Raw genomic sequence first — 21,821 nt, forward strand, 5'->3', positions numbered from 1 at the left:
GAATGAGGCGCACGGGACATGACCAGCCATCAGGTGCAGTTGCTCTTCGTCGATGTCGCGTTGATCCTGCTCCTGGCCAGATGGCTGGGACACCTGACGGCCCGTCTCCAGCAGCCGCCCGTGGTGGGCGAGATCCTCGCGGGTGTGCTGCTGGGCCCCAGCCTGCTGAACGGGGCGGTCTCCGACACGCTGTTCCCGGCGGACATCCGTCCGCTGCTCTCGGGACTGGCCAACATCGGGGTCGCCCTGTTCATGTTCGGCGTGGGCCTGGAGTTGGAGGGCAGCATCCTCCGGGGCCGGGGACGGGCCGTCTCGGGCGCGGCCCTCGGCTCGACGCTGATCCCCTTCGCGCTGGGGGTCGGCACCGCCTTCTACCTGCTCCGCACCCACGAGACCAGGAACAACGCGGCATTCGTGGTCTTCATCGGACTCTCGGTGTCGGTGACGGCCTTTCCGGTACTGGCTCGCATCCTCACCGACCGAGGGCTGGGCCGGACGGCGCTCGGCGGCGTCGCGCTCGCCACCGCGGCGGCCGTGGACGTGGTGGCCTGGGTGGCCCTGGCCGGCGTGCAGGCCGCCGTGGGCGGCGGCGAGCAGCACTGGCGGGTGGCGCTCACCGTGCCCTACCTGGTGGTGATGGTGCTGGCCGTGCGGCCCGCGCTGCACCGCCTGCTGGTGCCCGGCGGTACCGCCGCGCCGTTCGCCCCGTGGAACTTCGCCGTCGTGCTGATCGGCGCACTGCTCTCTGCGGCGGCCACCGAGGCGATGGGGATGCACTTCATCTTCGGGGCGTTCCTGTTCGGGGTGATCATGCCCCGCAAGGGGGCCGAGGCCCTGCTGGCGGACATCCGGGACCGCACCGGTCAGGTCACCTCCCTGCTGCTGCCGGCCTACTTCGTGGTGGCGGGCCTCAAGGTCGACCTGGGCGGGCTCGGTTCCGGTGACCTCCTCGACCTCGGCCTCATCCTGCTGGTCGCCGTCGCGGGCAAGTTCGGCGGCACCTACCTGGGGGCCCGCAGCCACGGGCTCCCGCCCCGGCCCGCCTCGGCACTCGCCGCGCTGATGAACACCCGGGGGCTGACCGAGCTGGTGATCCTCGGGGTCGGGCTGCAACTCGGCCTGCTGGACGGCTCGCTGTACTCGCTGATGGTCGTCATGGCCGTGGTGACCACGGTGATGACCGGGCCGCTGCTGTCCCGCATCTACCGCCGGCCGGTGGAGGTGCCGCGCAGCACCCGAATCGGCATCCCGGACTCGGAGTCCGCTGCGGCCCGGTCCGCGCAGGAGAGCATCCCTGCCGGGGAGAGGGGCCGGTGAGGGGATTCCCGGACGTCGGAACGAACCCGCACCACTGGAAAGCCCCCGCACCACTGGAAAGCACGGAAGGAAAGTGAGGGAGTTGCCGCAGATGACGTTCTCCCAGCAGCGCAGCAACCAGTACGACGTGGCCATACTCGGCGCCGGAATGGCCGGCGGCATGCTGGGCGCGGTACTCGCCAGGAACGGTGTCCGGGTCCTGCTGCTGGACGCCGGAACCCATCCCCGGTTCGCCGTCGGCGAGTCGACCATTCCGTACACCTCGGGCATGACCCGGCTTATCGCCGACCGCTACCAGGTGCCCGAACTCAAGCCGCTCTCCAGCTTCAAGGGGATCCGGCAGCATGTCTCGCGGAACTGCGGACAGAAGCAGAACTTCGGCTTCGTCTACCACCGGGAGGGCCAGTCCCAGCGACCGCAGGAGGTCAACCAGCTGGTCGTCCCCTCGGCCCTGCGGACCGAGACCCACCTCTTCCGGCAGGACATCGACGCCTATCTGTTCCATGTCGCGGTGAAATACGGCGCCCACCCACGGCTGGCGACCAAAATCGCGGACATCGAGATCGACCCCGCCAGCGGCGCTGTGCTCCGCGCCGAGAACGGCGAGGAGTTCCGGGCCAACTATGTCGTCGACGGCAGCGGCTTCCGCTCGCCGCTCGCGGAGAAGTTCGGGCTGCGGGAGACCCCGACCCGGGCCAGGACGCACTCACGCAGCCTCTTCACCCACATGGTGGGCGTCCGGCCGTTCGACGATTCGCCGACCGGGAAACGCCACACACAGCCCAACCCGTGGCACCACGGCACGCTGCACCATGTCTTCGACGGCGGCTGGCTCTGGGTGATCCCCTTCGACAACCACCCGGACTCGCTCAACCCGCTGTGCAGCGTGGGCCTCACCCTCGATCCGAGGGTCTTCCCCAAGGGGGAGCTCGGCCCGCAGCAGGAGTTCGACGACTTCCTCCAGCGCTTCCCGGAGATCGCCTGGCAGTTCGAGGGAGCCAAGGCGGTGCGGCCCTGGGTCTCCACCGGCCGGTTGCAGTATTCGGCCAAGCAGGTCGTCGGCGAGCGCTTCTGCCTCACCTCGCACGCCGCCGGGTTCATCGACGCCCTGTACTCGCGCGGTCTGACCAACACCCTGGAACTGGTCAACGCCCTGGGCTGGCGGCTGATCGCCGCCTCCCGAGACGGCGGCTGGTCGCAGGAGCGCTTCGGCTATGTGGAGGACCTTCAGCAGGGCCTCTTCGACTTCCATGACGACCTCGTCCACAGCTCCTTTGTCGGCTTCCGCGACTACGAGTTGTGGAATGCCGTCAATCGCACCTGGATGCTCGGCACCATGCTCGGCAATGTGATGCTGGAGGACGCCTACTACCGGTTCCAGCGCACCGGCCGGGAGGACGTCTTCATCGACATGGAGCAGAGCGCGCACCCCGGATCACCGCTCCCGGTCAGTTCCGGATTCAATGAGATGGGCCTGCTCACCCGCGATCTGTGCAGGTCCGTGGACGAGGGCTCCGTCACCCCGGCCACGGCTGCGGAACGCATTCTTCAGCACATCAAGGACGCCGATTTCATCACCCCCTCGTTCCACCTCGGCGACCGTGGCACCCGATGCTTCGACATGAGCCCGGGAAAGATGGCGAAGAATGCCGTCTGGTGCCGACGAGGCGCTCCGCCGGAGGTGGGCCAGCGCATGATCAACGCCAGCAAGGGGCTGTTGCGCACGCGGTTGCGGGGCTGATTTCGCAATCCGAGTGCCGGGTCATACGACGATGGATTCGAGACGAGAAGGCAGCGAATGGACGCCCATACGCACGACCCTGCGGACCTGATCGCCATCGTCGGCATGGCCGGCCGATTCCCCGGCGCTCCGGACGCCGACAGCCTCTGGACGCTGATGATGGAGCGCGGGGACGCGATCCGCCCCGTGCCCGCCGACCGCTGGGACACCTCCCGGCAGATCGACCCGGAGAAGCAGATCCAGGGCGTCGGCGGCTTCATCGACGGCGTGGACCTTTTCGACGCCGGCTTCTTCGGCATCTCCCCCCGGGAGGCCGCCGCCATCGACCCCCAGCAGCGCCTTCTGCTGGAGGTCGGCTGGCGGGCCCTGGAGGACGCCGGGCAGCCCGCCGCCGCCCTGGCCGGAACCCGCACCGGTGTCTATGTCGGCGCCTCCTGGCACGACTATGAGCTGCTGCGCATCGAACGCTCGGCGCAACCCACACCGCACAGCCTGGTCGGCAACGCCCTGGATGTGATCGCGGCCCGGCTCTCGTACGTCCTCGGACTGCGCGGCCCCAGCATGGCCGTGGAGACCGGCTGCTCCTCCTCGCTGGTCGCCCTCCACCTGGCCGCCCAGGCACTGCGCCAGGGCGAGATCGAGGCCGCCGTCGTCGGCGGCACCAACCTCATGCTCAACCCGCATGTCACCATCGGTCTGACCCACTTCGGAGGGCTCTCCCCGGAAGGCCGCTGCAAGGCGTTCTCCGCGACCGCCGACGGCTTCGTCCGAGGCGAGGGGGTCGCCGCGCTGTACCTGAAGACCATGCAGCGGGCCCTGGCGGACGGCGACCGCATCCACGGCGTCGTCGTCCGCACCGTGGTCAACAACGACGGCGGCGGCGACAGCCTGGTCACCCCCAGCCCGGACGGCCAGGAGGACCTGCTGCGCCGGGCCTACACCGACGGCACGGTGCCGTACGGGGCACCCGCCTACATCGAGGCGCACGGCACCGGCACCGGACGCGGCGACCCGATCGAGGCCACCGCCCTGGCCCGGGTCCTGGGCGGCCGCCGCCCGGCGGACAGCCCCCTGTACATCGGCTCGGTGAAGACCAACATCGGCCATCTGGAAGCCGGCGCCGGCATGGCCGGGCTGTTCAAGCTGCTGCTCGCGCTGCGCCACCGCACCGTCCCGCCGAGCCTGCACTCGGCCGAGCTCAACCCGGCCATCCCGTTCGACGAACTCAACGTACGGGTGGCGCGCGACCCCCTCCCGCTGCCCGCGACCGGCCCCGTCTACGTCGGCGTCAACTCCTTCGGCTGGGGCGGCACCAACGCCCATGTGGTCCTGATGAGCCCGCCCGAGCAGGCCACCGAGGAGCCGTCGGCGTCCGCCCCGACCGGGCTGCCCACGCTGGTGCCGCTCTCCGCCAAGGACCGCACCCTGCTCGCCGAGCATGCCCGGCAGCTCGCCCCGCTGGCTCCGGCGGAGGCGTCCGGCGTCGCCGCGTTCGCCGGCACCCTCGCCTGGCGCCGCGACCACTTTCCGGCCCGCGCCGCACTGGTCGCCGGAGGCCCCGAGGAGCTGCGCACCGCGCTGGAGGCGGTAGCCGGGCATCCCGAGGCGCAGCCCGAGGTGCCCGGCGTGGTCACCGGCCAGGCCGTGCCGCGCGGCCGTACCGCGTTCGTCTTCCCCGGCCAGGGTTCGCAGTGGAGCGGCATGGGCCGAGAGCTGTACCGGGACAGCCCGCTCTTCGCCGAGGTGATCGCCCGCTGCGCCGAGGCGCTGCGCCCGCACACCGAGTGGAACCTGCTCGACATCTTCTCCGGTGACGCCGGCGACGAGTGGACCACCCGCATCGACATGCTCCAGCCGACCCTCTGGGCGATGTCCCTCGGACTCGCCGAGCTGTGGCGTGCCTCCGGGGTCGAACCCGACGTGGTCCTCGGCCACAGCCAGGGTGAGATCACCGCGGCCACCCTCGCCGGGATCCTCTCCTACGAGGACGCCGCCCTGGTCATGGCCCGCCGCAGCGCCATCGCCCGGCGCACCTCCGGCCACGGCCGGATGCTCGCGGTGGACCTGGACCGCGAGGCCGCGCTGGCCGCGCTGGAGGGGTTCGAGGACAGCGTCTCGCTGGCGGTGCACAACGGGCCCAGCTCCTGCGTGCTCTCCGGCGAGAAGGACGCCGTGCTGATGCTCAGGGAGCTGCTGGAGGCCGAGGGCACCTACTGCCGACTGGTCAATGTCGACTACGCGTCGCACAGCCCGCAGATGGACCCGCTCCACGACGACCTGCTGGAGGCACTCGCCCCCGCCCGGCCGCGCGCCGGCACCATCGACCTGATGTCGACGGTCCGGGTCCGGCCGCTGGCCGGCCCGGAGATGGACGCCGCCTACTGGGTGGAGAACCTGCGCAGCCCGGTGCTGTTCGCCGACACCATGGGCGCCCTCCTCGACGGCGGCGTCACCCACGTGGTGGAGATCAGCCCGCATCCGGTACTGGCCCCCGCCATGGACCAGCTGGTGGCCGGGCGGGCCGAACCGGCCGTCGTCCTCACCACCCTGCGCCGCAACCAGGGCAGCCCCGGGCAGATGGCGCTGGCGCTCGCCCGAGGCTACGCCGCCGGCCTGGAGCCCTTCGGCGGCCTGCCCCGCCGCGCCTTGCTGCCGCTCCCCGGTCACCCGCTGCGGCCTGACCGGTACTGGACCGCCGAGCGCCCCCGTGGCTCCGGTGCGGCCCGTGGCTTCGAGACACCCCTCGTCCCCGCCCCCGACGAGCCCGGCACCTGGCACGGCGCCCTGGAGCTGTCCGTCGCGGACCTGCCGTGGCTCGCCGACCACCAGGTGTACGGAACCGCTGTGCTGCCCGGCGCCGGCATGCTCACCCTGGCGGTGAACACCGTCCGGACGCGCATCGGCACTGGTCCACGGCGGTTGGAGAAGGTCGCCTTCCGAAAGGAGGTCGCGCTCGGCGACAGCGCCGTCCGGCTCACCGCCGAGTGGTGCGCGGACCTTCCCGAGGGCGGCTCCTTCCGGCTGCTGTCGCTGCCCGAGGGCGCGACCGCCTGGGAGCTGAACGCCACCGCGCGCGCCGACCACCGCGACCTGCCGTACCCGCCGCCGGAGTTCCCCGACTGGGCGGCGTCCGAAGACCCCGTCGGCACCGGGGAGTTCTACCGCGTCTGGGCCGAGCGGGGGCTGGAGTACGGCCCCGCCTTCCAGGGCGTGCGGGAGCTGTACACCCATCCGGCGGGCGACCGGGCGCTGGGCGAGGTGGTCCTGCCGGACCGGCTGCGGGCCGGCAACCGCCCGCATGTCCTCCATCCCGCGCTCTGGGACGGCACCCTCCAGGTCTGCCTCGCGCTCTGCGGGGAGTACGCGGCCGGCGCCGCGCTGATGCCCACCGCCGTCCGCCGGATCGAGCTGCTCGGCGACCCGGAGGAGCCCATCACCGCCGTCTGGTCGCATGCCGTGCGCCGCGGCGAGGGACTGCTGGACGTGTATGTCTTCGACGCCGCCCGCCGCCCGCTGGTGGCCATGGAGGGCCTGGAACTTCGACCGCTGCCCGGTGCGGACGGCGCCGCGACCTCCGACGCCCAGCGGCTGCACCGCATCGAGTGGAGCGATGTCACCGCCGACCCGGAGTCTCCCGCCGCCTCCGACGCTCCCACCGCCGCCACGTCTCCCGGCACCTCCGACTCTCCCGGCACCGCCGCCGCCCCGGCGGCCCGCGCGCCCGGCCGCTGGGTGGTCCACGGCGACGGCGCGTTCTGCGACGACCTCGTCCGGGCGCTGGCGGCGGCGGGGGCCGACGCGTCCCGCTCCGCCACGGGCTCCCAAGCCGTCGGGGTGCCCGACGGCGTGGTCTTCGTGGCACCGCCCGCCGAGGCCGGGCCCGAGCAGCAGCAGTACGGTCTCAGCCGGCTCACCGACCTGGTGGGCTCCTGCGCCGACAGCTCCGTGCCGCCCCGCCTGGCCGTGGTCACCGAGGCCGCGCAGGCGGCTCGCGCCGATGACGTCCCGGACCCGGGGGCGGCGCTCTACTGGGGCTACTCCCGGGTGCTGCGCCGCGAGCACGCCGAGTTGGCGCCCCGGGTGATCGACCTCGACCCGGCGGACCCGGACCGCGCGCAGGCATGCGCCGCCGAACTCCTCGGCGACGACACCGAGGACCAGGTCGCCCTGCGGCACGGCCACCGGCTGGCAGCGCGGCTCAGCCGTGGCGAACCCGCCGCCGAGCAGGCCGCCGGGCTGCCCCCGCTGCGTGCCCGTCGGCAGCCCTTCCGGGTCGGCACCATCCGCCCCGGTTCCTGGGACGGAGTGGCCTGGCTGCCGCTGGTCCGCCGCGCGCCGGGCCCCGGTGAGATCGAGGTGGAGGTCACCGCTGCCGCCGTCGACCGCGACCAGACGCCGGCGGTGCTCGCCGGTGCGGCGCCGACAGCGGGGTCCTTCGCCGGCCGGGTCGTCGCCGTGGGCCCGGAGGTCACCGCCTTCTCGCTCGGCGACAGCGTCGCGGCCTGCGCGCCGGGCGCCCCGGCCAGCCATGTCACGGTCCGGGTGGACCATGCCCGGGCCGTACCGGAGGGACTCGGGGACGCCGAGGCCGCCGTACTGCCGCTGGCCCTGGCCACCGCCTGGTACGCACTGGCCGACCTCGGACGGCTGGAGGCGGGCGAGACGGTCCTGGTGCTCGGGGCCGGGGTGGTCGGCCTCGCCGCGGCGCAGATCGCCCGGGTGCTGGGCGCCCGGGTCCTCGCCACCGCCGACGGCGACGTCGCGCGCGGTCACCTCGGCGGGTTGGGCGTCGACGAGATCTTCGACTCCCGCGACCCGTCCTCGGCCGACCGGGTGCGGAGGGCCACGGCCGACCGGGGCGTCGACCTCGTCCTCGGGTTTCCGGCCGACGCCGCCACCACCGGCCTGGAGGCGCTCGCCGAGGACGGGCGGCTGGTCGTGCTCGGCAGCGGCGGCTTCCGGGGCGGCCACGCCGTGACCGACGCCCTCCGCAAGGGCGCCGCCCTGATCCCGGTGGATGTACCGGGCCTCCTGGACCGCCGACCGCACCGCTTCGCCCGGGTCCTGGACGCGGCCTGGGACCTGGTGGCCGACGGCAAGCTGGATCCGCTGCCGATCCGCCCGCACACCTTCGCCGAGGCGGCGGACGCGCTGCGGGAGGCGGCCGGCGGCGACCGGGTCGAACAGGTCGTGCTGGTCGGTCCGTCCACCGTCCAGGCCGTGGTTCCGGTGCCGATGCCGGACGGGCGGTTCCGCGCCGACGCGAGCTATCTGATCACCGGTGGCCTGGGCGCTCTCGGCCTCTCGCTGGCCGGTTTCCTCGCCGAGCACGGCGCGGGCACCCTGGTGCTGATGGGGCGCTCGGCGCCGAGCCCGGAGGCGGCCGAGCGGCTGGCGGCGCTGCGCGGACAGGATGTCCGGGTCGAGGTGGTGCGGTGCGACGTCGGCGACGCGGACGCGGTGCGGCGAGCACTGGACGCGGTACGCGACCGGGTGCCGCCGCTGCGCGGGGTGGTGCACGCCGCCGGCCTGCTCGATGACGCCACCATCCGCACCATGACGCCGCAGCAGGTGGCGGCCGTGCTGGCGCCCAAGATCGGTGGTGCCCGCCACCTGGACGCCGCCACCGCTGACGATCCGTTGGACTTCTTCGTCCTGTTCTCTTCCGCCGCCGCCCTGGTGGGCAATGCGGGCCAGGCCGCCTACGCCGCCGCCAACGCCGCCCTGGACGCCTTCGCCGAGGCACGCCGCCGCCGTGGACTGCCCGCGCTCAGCGTGCAGTGGGGGCCGTTCGCGGAGATCGGCCTGGCCGTCCGGGGGGAGCAGCGCGGCGCCCGCCTGGAGGAGCGGGGCATGGGCAGCTTCCCGGCGCACGAGGCGTGGCCGGCGCTGGTCCGGATGCTGGGCCGCGACGAGCCGGTGACCGGGTATGTACCGATCGATCTCCGCCGGTGGTTCGACGCCTATCCCGACACCGCCGCCCTCGGCAGCTGGCAACTGCTGCACGGAGCCGCGCGCGACGGCGACGCCGGGGGCGCGTCCGGCGGCGAGTTCCTGGCCCGCCTGCTGCGCACCCCGCCGGAGGACCGGGCGGAACTGGCCGAGCAGAAAGTGCGCGAACTCGCGGGCCGCGTCCTGCGGCTCGCCCCCGAGCGCGTCGAGCGCGAGACGCCTTTCAAGGCGCTCGGGCTGGACTCCCTGATGAGCCTGGAGCTGCGCAACCGCCTGGAGTCCGCGTTCGGCATCCGGCTCTCGCCGACCCTGCTGTGGGCCTACGGCAACGCCAGGGCGCTGTCCGGCGCCCTGTGCGGGCAGCTGCCCACCGCCGAGCAGGGCGGCTGACCTGCCCGGCCGCCCCGACCGACGACCCGTACGATCCGACCGCGAGGAAACCGCGTCCATGGAAGAGACCAGTACCTCCGACGGCACCCGGCAGACCCCGCTCACGCGTGCGCTTGCGACCATCCGCACCCTGCGGCAGCGGCTCGACGAGCAGGAGGGCAACCAACCCGTCGCCGTCGTCGGCATCGGCCTGCGGCTGCCCGGTGGCATCGACGACCTGGACGGCTACTGGGAGGCCCTGACGGCCGGCCGCGACCTGGTCCGGCCGATGCCCGAGCACCGCAAGGAGCCCTTCGCCGCCGAGTGGGAGGGCCTGCCGCAGCGCGGCGGCTTCCTGGACGAGGTGCTGGAGTTCGACGCCGGCTTCTTCGGCATCAGCCCCCGCGAGGCCCGCCACCTCGACCCCCAGCACCGGCTGCTGCTGGAGGTCAGCTGGGAGGCGCTGGAGGACGCCGGTCTGCCCGCCGACCGGCTCCCCGGCACCCGGGCGGGCCTCTACCTCGGCATCATGTGGCAGGACTACCGGGAGTGGCTGGCGGGCGACCCGGACGCCTACTGGACGACCGGCAACGGACACAACTTCGCGGCCGGCCGCATCGCCTACGCCCTCGGCCTGACCGGCCCCGCCGTCGCGATCGACACCGCCTGCTCCTCCTCGCTGGTCGCCGTCCACCTGGCGGTGCAGGCGCTGCGGCGCGGCGAGTGCGACATCGCGTTCGCCGCGGGCGCCAACCTCATCATGTCGCCCCGCTCGATGCGGCTGGTCCGGGAGACCCGCTCGCTGGCCCCGGACGGCCTGTGCAAGGCGTTCGACGCCCGCGCCAACGGCTTCACCCGGGGCGAGGGCAGCGGCGCCGTCGTCCTCAAGCGGCTGGACCACGCCCTGCGGGACGGCGACCGCGTACACGCCGTGATCCATGGCACCGCCGTCAACCAGGACGGCCGGTCCGGCGGGTTCACCGCCCCGAACGTCCTCGCGCAGGTCGCGCTGATCGAGCGGGCGCTGGCCGAGGCGCAGCTGGAACCGGCCGACATCGGCCATGTGGAGTCCCACGGCACCGGCACCGCGCTCGGCGACCCCATCGAGATGGAGGCGCTGGCGACCGCCCTCGGCCGCCGCAACGGCGGCGCCCCGCTGCCGGTCGGCGCGGTGAAGACCAACCTCGGCCACCTGGAGTCCGCGGCGGGCATCGCCGGACTGGCCAAGGCGGTGCTGTGCCTGCGCCACCGCAAGGTGCCGCCGGTGCTCCACTTCCGCACCCTCAATCCCCGGATCGACCTCTCCGGGACCGGCATCACCGTGCCGAACGAGCTGTCGGACTGGTCTGCGAGCAGCGGCCGCTACGCCGGGGTCAGCTCCTTCGGCATGAGCGGTACCAACGCCCATGTGATCCTCGGCGGGGCGCCGGAGGAGGCGGCGGCGCCGACCGTCCCCGTCGACGGCTTCGAGATCACCGCCAAGACCCCCGAGGCGCTGCGCGCCCTCGCGGCCCGGTACGCCGACCGCGCCGCCGGGCTGGACCCTGCCGACTACCCGGCCTTCGCCCACACCGCCACCGCCGGGCGAACCCGTCACGAGGTGCGGGCCCGCATCACGGCCGACAACCCTCGGGCGGCGGCCGAGGCACTGCGGGCGCTCGCCGCCGGCGACGCCCCGCCCGCAGTGCCGCCGGGCGGCGGCCCGGACCCGGCGGAGTCCCTGCCGCGCCGGGTGATCAGCCTGCCGGCCTACCCCTGGCAGCGGCAGCGCCACGCCCCCGAGCAGCCGCCCGCCGCACCGCAGACAGCCGCACCGCAGACAGCCGCACCGCAGCCGGGCACAGCGCAGCCGGGCACAGCGCGGCCCGGTCCGGAGGAGCGCCCCGCCGAGCCGGTCCCCGCCCACCGACTGCACTGGGTGGACGCCGTCCCGACCCGGCCGGACCCCACCGGCTCCCTGATCCTCGCCGGTGACGACCAGGAGCTGCTGGAGCGGCTCGTCAGCGAGGCGTCGGCCCAGGGGCTGCGGGGGACGTCGCTGGCCCCCGCCCCCCTGGAACCGGCGCCCGGTTGGCAGTACGAAGCCCTGCCGACCGACGCCGACGCCTGGCGGCGCTTCTGGGCCGGGCGCGACACGGCCGGCACCGCCGCCCTGGTGCTGGCCATGAAGGCATCCCCGCTCCCGGACCACGCGGACCCGGGCGGCGACCCGGTCCCCGCCGGTGCCGCACTGTGCGCCGCCGTGACCCAGGCGGCACGCTCCCTCGCGGACGCCTGCGGCCCGCACCACCGGGCCTTCGCGGTCACCCGCGCGGCACGCCATGTCCAGGAGGGCGACCGCGTCGCCGCCACCGACCACGGCCTGCTGCACGGCCTCGCCCCCGTACTGGGCCTGGAACTCGGCACCTCCTGGGGCGGCATCGTCGACCTCCCGCCGACCCCCACCGCCGAGGACGTCCGCGCCCTGCTCTCCTTGGTGGCCGGACAGCCGCCCACCGGCGGCCCCGAGCCGGTCGAGGACCTCGCGGCCGTCCGAGGCGGCATGCCACGGGTGGCCCGGCTGACGGCCGTCGAGCGGTACGCCCCCCGGCTGACCGTGCGGCAGGACGCCACCTATCTGGTCACCGGCGCCCTCGGGGCCGTCGGCCGGGAGCTTGTCACCGAACTCGTCCGGCGAGGCGCCCGCCACCTGCTGCTGATCGGCCGCCGCGAGCGGGACCGGCTCGACCCGGACGCGTCCGCGCTGCTGGACCGGCTCGACGCCCAGGGCGTACGCGTCGCCTACCGAGGCGGCGGCTGCGACACCCCTGCGGCGCTCGCTGCCGCCTGCACCGCCCTGGACGGCATGCCTGCGGTGCGTGGCGTCGTCCACGCGGCGGGCACCCTGCGGCGGACACCGGTGGCGCGGCTGGGCGTTGAGGACTTCGCGGACGCGCTGGGCGCCAAGTCGGCCGGAGCCTGGTGGCTGCACCTGGCCGCGCGGGACTGGCCGCTGGACTTCTTCGTCCTGGTCTCCTCGGTCTCCGCGCTCTGGGGGACCGAGGGATGCGCCGCGTACTCGGCCGCCAACGGAGCCCTGGACGCGCTCGCCGCCCACCGCGCCTCCCTCGGGCTGCCCGCCGTGAGCATCGCCTACGGGCCGTGGGAGCTGGACGGGGCCGGCATGGCCGACGCCGAACTGCGCGACCGCTCGGCCCGGTTGGGCGTCGGCGCCCTGACCCCGGTCGCGGGCCGCACCGCCCTCACCGGGCAGGCCCCGGAGGCGGACGGCCACCTGGTGGTCTGTCCGCTCGACCTGCCCAGGCTGCGCCGGGTGATGGCCGGTCTGCGGCACCGGGGGCTCTTCGCCGAGGAGTCCGGCAGCGGCGCGGCGGAGGCCCCGGAGCGTGAGCCCTCGATCGCCGCGCAGCTGGCGGCGCTGCCCGAGCGCGTACGCGCCCGCGCGGCCCGAGACCAGGTCGCCCGGCTGCTCGCGGCCCAGCTCGGCCACTCCGGCGCGGACGACGTCCGGGAGGACGTCGGCTTCTTCGACCTCGGCCTGGACTCGATCATGGCTGTGGACCTGGTGCAGCGGCTGTCCGAGGCATTCGAGGTCACCCTCCAGGCCGCCGACGTCTTCGACCACCCCACGGTGGCCCAGCTCGCCGACCACCTGCTCACCTGCTCCGCCTCCACACCCGCCTCCACACCCGCCTCCACGCCCGCCCCGGCCTCCACGCCCGTCCCCACGTCTGCCCCCGCGACCAGGACCAGGCACAGCGCGCAGCCGCCACCCCAGGAGGACCGTGAACCCATCGCCATCATCGGCATGGCCGGCCGGTTCCCCCAGGCCGACTCGGTCGAAGAGCTATGGCAGCTGCTGCGCGAAGGCCGCGACGGCGTCACCGCAGTGCCCCCCGACCGCTGGGACACCGCCTCGCTCAGCGGACGGGTCGTGACCGACCAGGGCGGCTTCCTGCGCGACATCGACCGCTTCGACGCCGCCTTCTTCTCCGTCCCCGCACGCGAGGCCCAGAACCTCGACCCCCAGCAGCGGCTGCTGCTGGAGTCCACCTGGCACGCCCTGGAGGACGCCGGCATCGACCCCCGAGCACTGCGCGACTCCGCCACCGGTGTCTTCGTAGGAGTCAGCTACGGGGACTACGCGCGACTGCTCGCGCAGGGCGGCGCCGAGCACATCGACGCCTACTACAGCACCGGCACCGCGCTCAACGCCGCCGCCGGCCGCATCGCCTACACCCTCGGTCTCAACGGCCCCGCCGTCGCCGTGGACACCGCCTGCTCCTCCTCCCTGGTCGCCCTGCACCTCGCGGTGCGCTCGCTGCGCTCCGGCGAGACCGACGCCGTGCTCGCGGGCGGCGTCAATGTGCTGCTCGACCCGATGTCCTGGGTCGCCGTCAGCCAGGCCCACATGCTCTCCCCCGACGGGCGGTGCCGCACCTTCTCCGCGGACGCCAACGGCTTCGTCCGGTCCGAGGGCTGCGGTGTCCTGGTCCTCAAGCGGCTCAGCGACGCCCGCCGCGACGGCGACCGGGTGTACGCGGTGATCCGTGGCAGCGCGGTCAACCAGGACGGTGCCTCCTCGGGCCTGACCGCACCCAGCGGCAGTGCGCAGGAGGCCATGCTCGCGGCGGCCCTCGCCGATGCCCGTACCGAGGCGTCCGAGGTCTCCTACCTGGAGGCGCACGGCACCGGTACCTCCCTCGGCGACCCGGTGGAGCTCGGTGCGGCCTGGCGGGTGCTCGGCGCCGGGCGGCGACCGGGCGAACCGCTCCACGTGGGCTCCGTCAAGAGCAACATCGGCCACTGCGAGTCCGCAGCCGGCATGGCCGCCGTCATCAAGACGGTGCTCGCGCTGCGCCACGACCTGCTCCCGGCCGACCTCCACTTCAAGCAGCCCAACCCGCATGTGGACTGGGCCGGGATGAACGTCCGGGTGGTGGACACCGCCACGCCGTGGCGGTACGGCGGCAGGCCGCGCGTCGCAGGCGTCTCCGGCTTCGGATTCACCGGCACCAACGCCCACCTGGTGCTCGCCGACGCCCCGGACGCCGCCCCCGCGCCCACCGACCCCGCACCCGCCGACCCCGCACCCGCCACCCACCTGGTCCCGCTGTCCGCACCCGACCCGGAGGGCCTGGAGCGGCTGGCGGCAGCCTGGGAACAGCGCCTGGAAGGAGCCGTGGAGGAGGACCTGGCCCCGCTCGCCGCGACAGCCGCAGTCGGCCGCGCCCACTTCCGCCACCGCCGCGCACTCCTGGGACGGACACCCGAGCAGCTGCTCACCGCGCTGCGCACCTCCGCGCCGTCCCAGGGCGTCACCGGTGCCCCGCGCATAGCCTTCCTCTTCTCCGGCCAGGGCAGCCAGTACTTCGGCATGGGGCGCGAGCTGTACGAGACCGAGCCCGTCTTCCGGGAGGTCTTCGACACCTGCGACCGCATCCTGGCGCCCTCCCTCGGCGCCTCCCTGGCCGACCTGATCCACCACGGCGCCGACAAGGCGGCGATCAACGAGACCTGGCTCACCCAGCCCGCCCTGGTCGCCCTGGAGACCGCCCTCGCGGCCCTCTGGGAGTCCTGGGGCGTCACCCCGGCCGTGGTCATGGGCCACAGCGTCGGCGAGATCGCCGCCGTCATGCACGCGGGAGTGGTGGACCTGCCGACCGGCCTCGGACTGATCGCCGAGCGGGCGCGGCTGATGCAGGGCACCGAGCGCGGCGCCATGCTCGCCGTCGTCGCCGCCGAGGAGCGGGTCGCCGACTGGATCGAGGGCCGGGCCCTGGACATCGCCGCCGTCAACGGGCCCGAGTCCGTCGTGGTCTCCGGTGCGCCCGGCGAGGTCGACACCCTCGCCGCCGACCTCACGGCACGGGGGGTGCGCAACCGCCGGCTCAGTGTCTCGCACGCCTTCCACTCGCGGCTGCTGGAACCGGTGCTCGGGGAGTTCGCCGCCGCCCTCGCCCCGCTGGAGTTCCGCACCCCGGAGATCCCCGTCATTTCCAATGTCACGGGACGGCTCGCCGGACCGGGCGAGTACGACGCCGACTACTGGTGCCGACACGCCCGCCTCCCCGTCCGCTTCCACGACGGGGCCCGCCGACTCTCCGAACTCTCCGTCGACTACTGCCTGGAGATCGGCCCGGACCGCACTCTGGTCAATCTGCTGCACGGCGGGGGCCTCACCCCGGCCGGCGGCGCCGCCTCCTCCCTGCGCCGGGGCACCGGTGACCGCGTCGCGCTGCTCACCGCTGCGCAGACGCTCTACCTGGGCGGCCAGGACCTCGACTGGCGGCAGCTGCACCAGGCGCACCCCTCCTCCCGGGGCGACGCCCCGCGCTACCCCTTCGCCCGCACCCGCCACTGGACGCCGGTCCTACCGCGCCCCGCCGCCGGAGGAGCAGCCGCAGCCGCCTCCGGGCCCGCCTGGGGCACCGAGCTGCGCTCGCCCGCCCTGCACGGCCGGGCCTGGACCACCGAACGCAGCACCGAATACCCCGCCCACCTCACCGACCACCGGCTCTACGGCACGGTCTCGGTGCCCGGCGCCTCCCAGACGGCCACCGTGCTGTCGGCCCTCGGGGCCGACGGCGGCCATGTGGTGCTGGAGGACCTGTACTTCCCGCGCGCCCTGGTACTCCGTGAAGGAGAGCGCTACGAGGTGCAGATCCTTGACGCCGAGCAGGAGCACGGGGGCCGCACGGTCAGCGTGCAGAGCCTGCTCGACCCCGAGCGCGGCCGCTGGCAGGAGCACCTGGTGGCCCGGATCGCCGCACCGGGCACCGCCGAACACCCGGCCCCACCGGACACCGGCGCCTTTGTCGCCTCGGCGGACCGGCACCTGTCCGGCGAGGACTTCTACCGGCACCTGCGCGCACTCGGCTACCACCTCGGCCCCTCGTTCCGCTGGATCGGCGACGCCTGGATCCGTGGCGACGAGGCACTGATCCGCTATGTGCAGCCCGCAGACCCGAAGGAGGACCCGGCCGACTACCGCATCCACCCGGGACTGCTGGACTCCTGTCTACAGAGCGCGGTGGCCTTCGCCGTCGGCGCCGACGGCGGCACGGCGGAGGAGGAACCGGCGCTGGCGATCCCGTTCGCCATCGCCCGGCTCTCGCTGCCCGCCCGGCCCGTTCCGACCGGAGAGCCGCGTCCGACCGGAGAGCTGTGGGGGCACATCCGGGCGGTGCGCCACGACCGCCGGTCCGACGGCCTCCTCCAGGTGGACTCCGCCGATCTGCATATGTTCGACGGCAGCGGCGCCACCACGGTCGCCGTGGACGGCTTCCGGTTCCGCCGGGCCCCGCGCTCCCTGCTGGAGAGCTCGCTGCGGGAGGGCGTCCGCAACGCCTACGACCTCAGCTGGGCCGAGCAGAAGCCGCCGACGCCCGCCCGGGCCGTACCTCCCACCGCCCGCCGCATCACCCTGCTCGGCGGCGCCACCGAGGTCGGCCGTGCGGTGCGTACCGCCTGCGAGGCACTCGGCCACCGGGTGACCGCCTCGGGCGCGGCGCCCGAAGGCGCGGCCGACGCAGACCTGGTCGTCGACGCCCGGTTCGCCGAGGCCACCGGGAGCGCCGCAGGGGCCACCGCCGAGGATGCGCTCACCGCGGTGCTCGCCCTGGCGGACACCCTGCGCGCGGTCGGCCGCGACCTCCCCTACGCGGTGCTCGGCACCGGCGGGGAGCCCGGCAGCGACCCCACCGCACCGGTCCGCGAGGCGCTCTGGGGCATGGCGGCCTCACTGGAGGCCGAGCAGCCCGACCGCCGCCTGCTGCGGCTGACCCTCGCCCCCGGCTGGGCCCCCGCCCTGCTGGCCGAGACCCTCACCCGCTCGCTGGACGAGGGCATCCCCGAGACCCGCCTGGAGATCGGCGCCGGCGCGGTACGGGCAGCCCGCCTGACCCGCTGCGGAGACGACGCCGGACAGCCCGCGAACGGGGGCGGCCACGGCGGCGCGGTGCTGATCACCGGAGGGATCGGCGCGCTCGGCCTGAGCACCGCCGGCTTCCTCGCCCGGCAGGGCGCCCGCTCGATCACCCTGATGGCACGCTCCGCCCCCCACGAAGCGGCCCGCTCCGTCATCGACGGGCTGATCGCCGGTGGCACCCGGGTGCGGGTGGTCCGAGGGGACGTCACCGACCCGGAGGACTGCCGGCGCGCGGTGGCCGAAGCCGGGCAGGACCTGCCGCTGCGCACCGTCCTGCACCTCGCCGGAGCCACCGACGACCACGCCTTCGACCACCTGGTCCCGGAGTCCTTCGCCAAGGTCTTCGCCGCCAAGGCCCGAGGCGCCGTCAACCTGGCGGCGGCGCTGGACGGCTGCACCCTGGACGCCCTGCTGCTCTTCTCCTCCGCGTCCGCCGTGCTCGGCTCCGCAGGCCAGGCCAACTACGCGGCGGCCAACGGCTTCCTCGCCGGTCTCGCCCGTACGCTCAGGGCCGGCGGCACCCCGGCCACCAGCATCGACTGGGGGCCGTGGACCCCGCACGCCGCCGGCGGGATGGCCGCCTCCGCCGCGACCGAGCGCGCCATCGCCGGGCTGGGCCTGCGATCCCTCACCGACGAGGAGGCCGAGGAACTGCTGCGGTTGGCCTTCACCGGAGGTCGCGAGCGGCTGGTCGCGGTGGCCGTCAGCCCGGACCGCTACCTCGCGCGGCTGGCGGGCCACCCCCGCGCGGCACTGCTGGAGCAGGTGGCCGACCGCCCGGCACGCCCGGCGGCAGAGCCCGCAGCACCGGTCGGGCTGCCGCGCGGCTGGCTGCGCGACCGGCTCTCCGAGCTCGCTCCGGAGGACCGCGACGACCTGCTCCGTACAGCCGTCCGGGAGGCGGCCGGCGATGTGCTGGGGAACCGCGACGCCATCGACGACGACCTCGGGTTCACCGACGTCGGGCTGGACTCGATCATGGTGATCGACCTGCGCACCAGGCTGTCCCACGCCCTGGCCGCCGAACTGCCCGCCACGGTCGCGCTCGACCACCCCACCGTCGCCCAGCTGTCGGCGTACGCCGCCGCCCTGCTCCTCCCCGTGCGGCCCACCGAGCCCTCGGCGACCGCAGAGCCCCCGGCGGACGCCGAGCCTCCGGTGACCGCAGAGCCCCCGGCGGACGCCGAGATCGAGGCCATGTCGTTCGACGAACTCGTCCAAGCCGTGCAGGCGGACGTGGCGCTCCAGGCAGACGCGGCAGCAGAGAAATGAGGTCGGACACCGTGGATTCCGCGCAGATACGGACACTGATGGCGGAGCAGCTCAAGCTCTCCCGCCAGTTGCAGACCCGGATACGCCAACTGGAGGACGAGAAGCACGCCCCGCTGGCCGTGGTCGGCATGGGGCTGCGGCTGCCGGGCGGGCTGGACTCGCCCGACGCGTACTGGGACTTCCTGCGAGCGGACGGCAACGCCTACTCCGCCATCCCCGAGGACCGGCCCGGGCTGAGCGCCGTGTACGACCCGGTGCCCGGCAGGCCCGGCCGCTCCTATGTCGACCGGGCCGGATTCCTCTCCGACATCGCCCACTTCGACGCCGGGTTCTTCGGCATCACGCAACGCGAGGCGAAGCTTCTGGACCCGCAGCAGCGGATGCTGCTGGAGACCTCCTGGGAGGCCCTTGAGCGGGCCGGGATTGCGGTGCGGCGGTCGGACCGGCTCGACATCGGGGTCTACCTGGGGATGATGGCGTCGGAGTACGGGGAGCGGTTGGAGGACCGCTCGGACATGACCGGCATCGACCCCTACTACACCACCGGCGGCGGGCTCTGCTTCGGCGCCGGCCGGATCAGCTATGTCATGGGCTTCAAGGGGCCGGTCCTCAGTGTGGACACCGCCTGCTCCTCCTCGCTGAGCGCCCTGCACCTGGCGGTGCGCAGCCTGCGGAGCCGCGAGTGCCGCTACGCCCTGGTCTGCGGCTCCAACCTGCTGCTCTCCGCGAGCCTGATGGTGTCGCTCTGCCAGACCCGGGCGCTCTCCCCGGAGGGGCGCTCTAAGTCCTTCCTCGCCACAGCCGACGGCTATGGGCGCGGTGAGGGCGTCGGTGTGCTGGTCCTGATGCGCCTCGAAGACGCCGAGCGGGAGGGCCGGCCGATCGTCGCCGTCGTCCGTGGCACCGCGGTCAACCACGACGGCGCCGCGTCGAGCCTGACCGCCCCCAATGGCCCGGCCCAGCAGGAGGTCATCCGGGCCGCGCTGGCCGACGCCGGGGTCGAGCCGGCCGAGCTGGGCTGGATCGAGGCCCATGGCACCGGCACGGTGCTCGGCGACCCCATCGAGGTGGGCGCGCTCGACGCGGTCGTCGGCGAGGCTGTGCGGCAGCGGGGGACCCCGCTGGCGATCGGCAGTGTGAAGTCCCGGCTGGGCCACCTGGAGGCGGCCTCGGGAATCGCCGCCGTGCTGAAGACCGCGCTGATGCTGCACCACGGCGAGATCCCGGCGGCGCTGTCCGAGGACGACGGTGAGCTGAACCCGCACATCCCCTGGGACCGGCTGGGCTTCGCGGTGCCACGCGAGAACCGGCCATGGCCCGAGGACCTGCCCCGCCGGGTCGCCGGCGTCAACTCCTTCGGGATGAGCGGTACCAACGCGCATGTGGTGCTGGAGGCGTACCGGCCGCAGCCCCCGGAGGCGGCACCCGCCTCAGAGGCGCGGCAGGAGCTGCTGACGCTGTCCGCCAAGGACCCGGCCGCCCTGGCGGACCTCGCCGACGCCGTCTGCGGGTATCTGAAGCGGACGGACGAGGTCCGGCTCGCCTCGGTCTGCCACACCCTGCGCGCCGGACGGGCGCCCTTGGCCCACCGGATCGCCGTCACCGGTACCACCGCCACCGAGCTCGCCGAGGCGGTCGCCGCAGCGGTGGACAGCCGCGACCCCGAGGCCGCCGCACAGCCGTTCCGTGCCGCCGTCCTGCGGGTGGCGGCGGACGGGCCGGAGCTGGCAGCGGGCCTGGCCGCGCTCGCCGGGGCCTTCCCCCGGCTGGCCGTGGGTCCGTCCGGCGCGGCGGACGGCCCGGCGGACGCCCTCGCCCGACTGGTCGGCCGGTTCGGCATCCGCATCCGCCTGGAGCGCGGCAGCGGTACGGGCGGCGGGGCAGCCCGGCTGGAGTGGCAGGTCGGCGGTGGCACCCGCAGCATGCCGGTCGTGGGCGCGCAGCCGGGTACGGCCCCCGCGCTGCTGCTGGACGCACTCGCCGCGCTCTTCACCGACGGCGCGGATCTGCGGCTGGACGCGCTGGGCGGCCCGGGCGTCCGCTTCCTCGGCGACCTGCCCACCTACCCCTTCCAGCGCCGACGCCTCTGGATCGAGGAGCCGCCCGTCGGGGCGGCCCGCGAGGGCGCCGACGGCGCGCAGCGGCGCACCGGCCCGACCGTCCCGCACCCGGAGGAGCGCGAGGCCGTGCGCGCCTACCTGATGACCGAGCTGACCGAGGTACTGCACGCCACCGAGGAACTGGACCCCACCCGGTCGTTCCTGGAGACCGGCGGCGACTCATTCCTCTCCACGCTGTTCATCACCCGGGTCGAGGAGCACTACGCGGTGGGGCTCACCGCCGAGGAGCTGCCGCTGGACATGCCGCTTGCCGAGTTGTTCGGGAAGCTGGCCGACGACATCGCCAACACGGCCCGGGCCGGCGGGCGGGAGCGCGGAGCATGAGTCCCTTCGTCAGGCCACGCCGACTCGACGATCCGGCGCTGCGGCTGGTGGTCCTCCACCACGCGGGCGGGTCGGGCGCCGCCTACTTCCCGCTGGTCCGGTCCCTCCCGGCGGACTGGGACGCCCTGCTGCTGGACCTGCCCGGCCGAGGCAAGCGCCATGCCCAGCCGCCGCTGGAGGACATGGCGGAGCTGGTGGCCCGGGTGACCGAGGACATCCTGCCGTGGGCCGACGGGCCGCCGCTCGCGATCTTCGGCCACAGCCTCGGCGCGGTGGTCGCCCATGAGACCGCCCGCGCGCTGGAGGCCCGGGGGGCGAGCCCCGTCTGGGTGGGCGTCTCCGGCCGGGCGGCCCCGGGGTGGCAGGGAGCAGCCGCCCTGCCCCGCCACGATCTGTCGGACACCGAGCTGATGTCCCGGCTCACCGAGATGGGCGGAATGCACCCGAGGATCGACGAGCTGCCCGACTTCCGGGAGCGGTTCCTCGACCTGGTGCGCCGGGACCTGCGTGCGGTGGCGGCCTACCGGCCCGACCCGGCGCGGGAGCCGCTGGGCGTGCCGCTGACCGCGTTCGGCGCCGTGGACGACGCCTGGGCGCCACCACGGTCGCTGGCCCGCTGGGAGCAGGAGACCTGCGAGGAGTTCCGGCAGCGGACGTTCACCGGGGGGCACTTCTACCTGCTCGGCCCGGGTGGCGCGGCCTTCACCGCAGAGCTGGTCCGGGAGATCCGGCACGCCGTGCGGCCCGGACTCGCCGACCGAACCGCACGTGTACGGACACCCGTGTGACCCCACCC

General features: G+C 74.4%; 6 protein-coding genes. All 6 read left to right on the plus strand.

The window, feature by feature from the left end; all coding sequences use genetic code 11:
* The first annotated feature begins 18 nt into the window (after window positions 1–18).
* The 6 genes from C7M71_RS24625 to C7M71_RS24650 all read left to right on the plus strand — a co-directional run bounded on the left by C7M71_RS24625 (window position 19) and on the right by C7M71_RS24650 (window position 21,813).
* Window positions 19–1,317 (plus strand): cation:proton antiporter domain-containing protein, encoded by a 1,299-nt coding sequence (locus C7M71_RS24625; RefSeq protein ID WP_111489488.1) that lies wholly within the window; start codon window positions 19–21, stop codon window positions 1,315–1,317.
* A gap of 91 nt (window positions 1,318–1,408) precedes the next feature.
* Window positions 1,409–3,058 carry an NAD(P)/FAD-dependent oxidoreductase gene (locus tag C7M71_RS24630; protein ID WP_111489487.1) on the plus strand — a complete coding sequence of 550 codons (1,650 nt, stop codon included), beginning with the start codon at window positions 1,409–1,411 and terminating at the stop codon, window positions 3,056–3,058.
* A gap of 57 nt (window positions 3,059–3,115) precedes the next feature.
* Window positions 3,116–9,400: a type I polyketide synthase gene (locus C7M71_RS24635; protein WP_175607742.1), complete on the plus strand. Its 6,285-nt coding sequence runs from the start codon at window positions 3,116–3,118 to the stop codon at window positions 9,398–9,400.
* A gap of 58 nt (window positions 9,401–9,458) precedes the next feature.
* Window positions 9,459–18,581, plus strand: a complete 9,123-nt coding sequence (locus C7M71_RS24640; RefSeq protein ID WP_114914543.1) for a type I polyketide synthase — start codon at window positions 9,459–9,461, stop codon at window positions 18,579–18,581.
* Between the two features lie 38 nt (window positions 18,582–18,619).
* A complete protein-coding gene (locus tag C7M71_RS24645) occupies window positions 18,620–21,025 on the plus strand; it encodes a type I polyketide synthase (protein WP_229758891.1) in 2,406 nt (801 codons plus the stop codon).
* Window positions 21,022–21,813: a thioesterase II family protein gene (locus C7M71_RS24650; protein ID WP_111492673.1), complete on the plus strand. Its 792-nt coding sequence runs from the start codon at window positions 21,022–21,024 to the stop codon at window positions 21,811–21,813. The genes C7M71_RS24645 and C7M71_RS24650 overlap by 4 nt, the downstream gene beginning before the upstream one ends.
* Window positions 21,814–21,821 lie beyond the last annotated feature (8 nt).

This window comes from Peterkaempfera bronchialis (assembly GCF_003258605.2).
Lineage (GTDB): Bacteria > Actinomycetota > Actinomycetes > Streptomycetales > Streptomycetaceae > Peterkaempfera > Peterkaempfera bronchialis.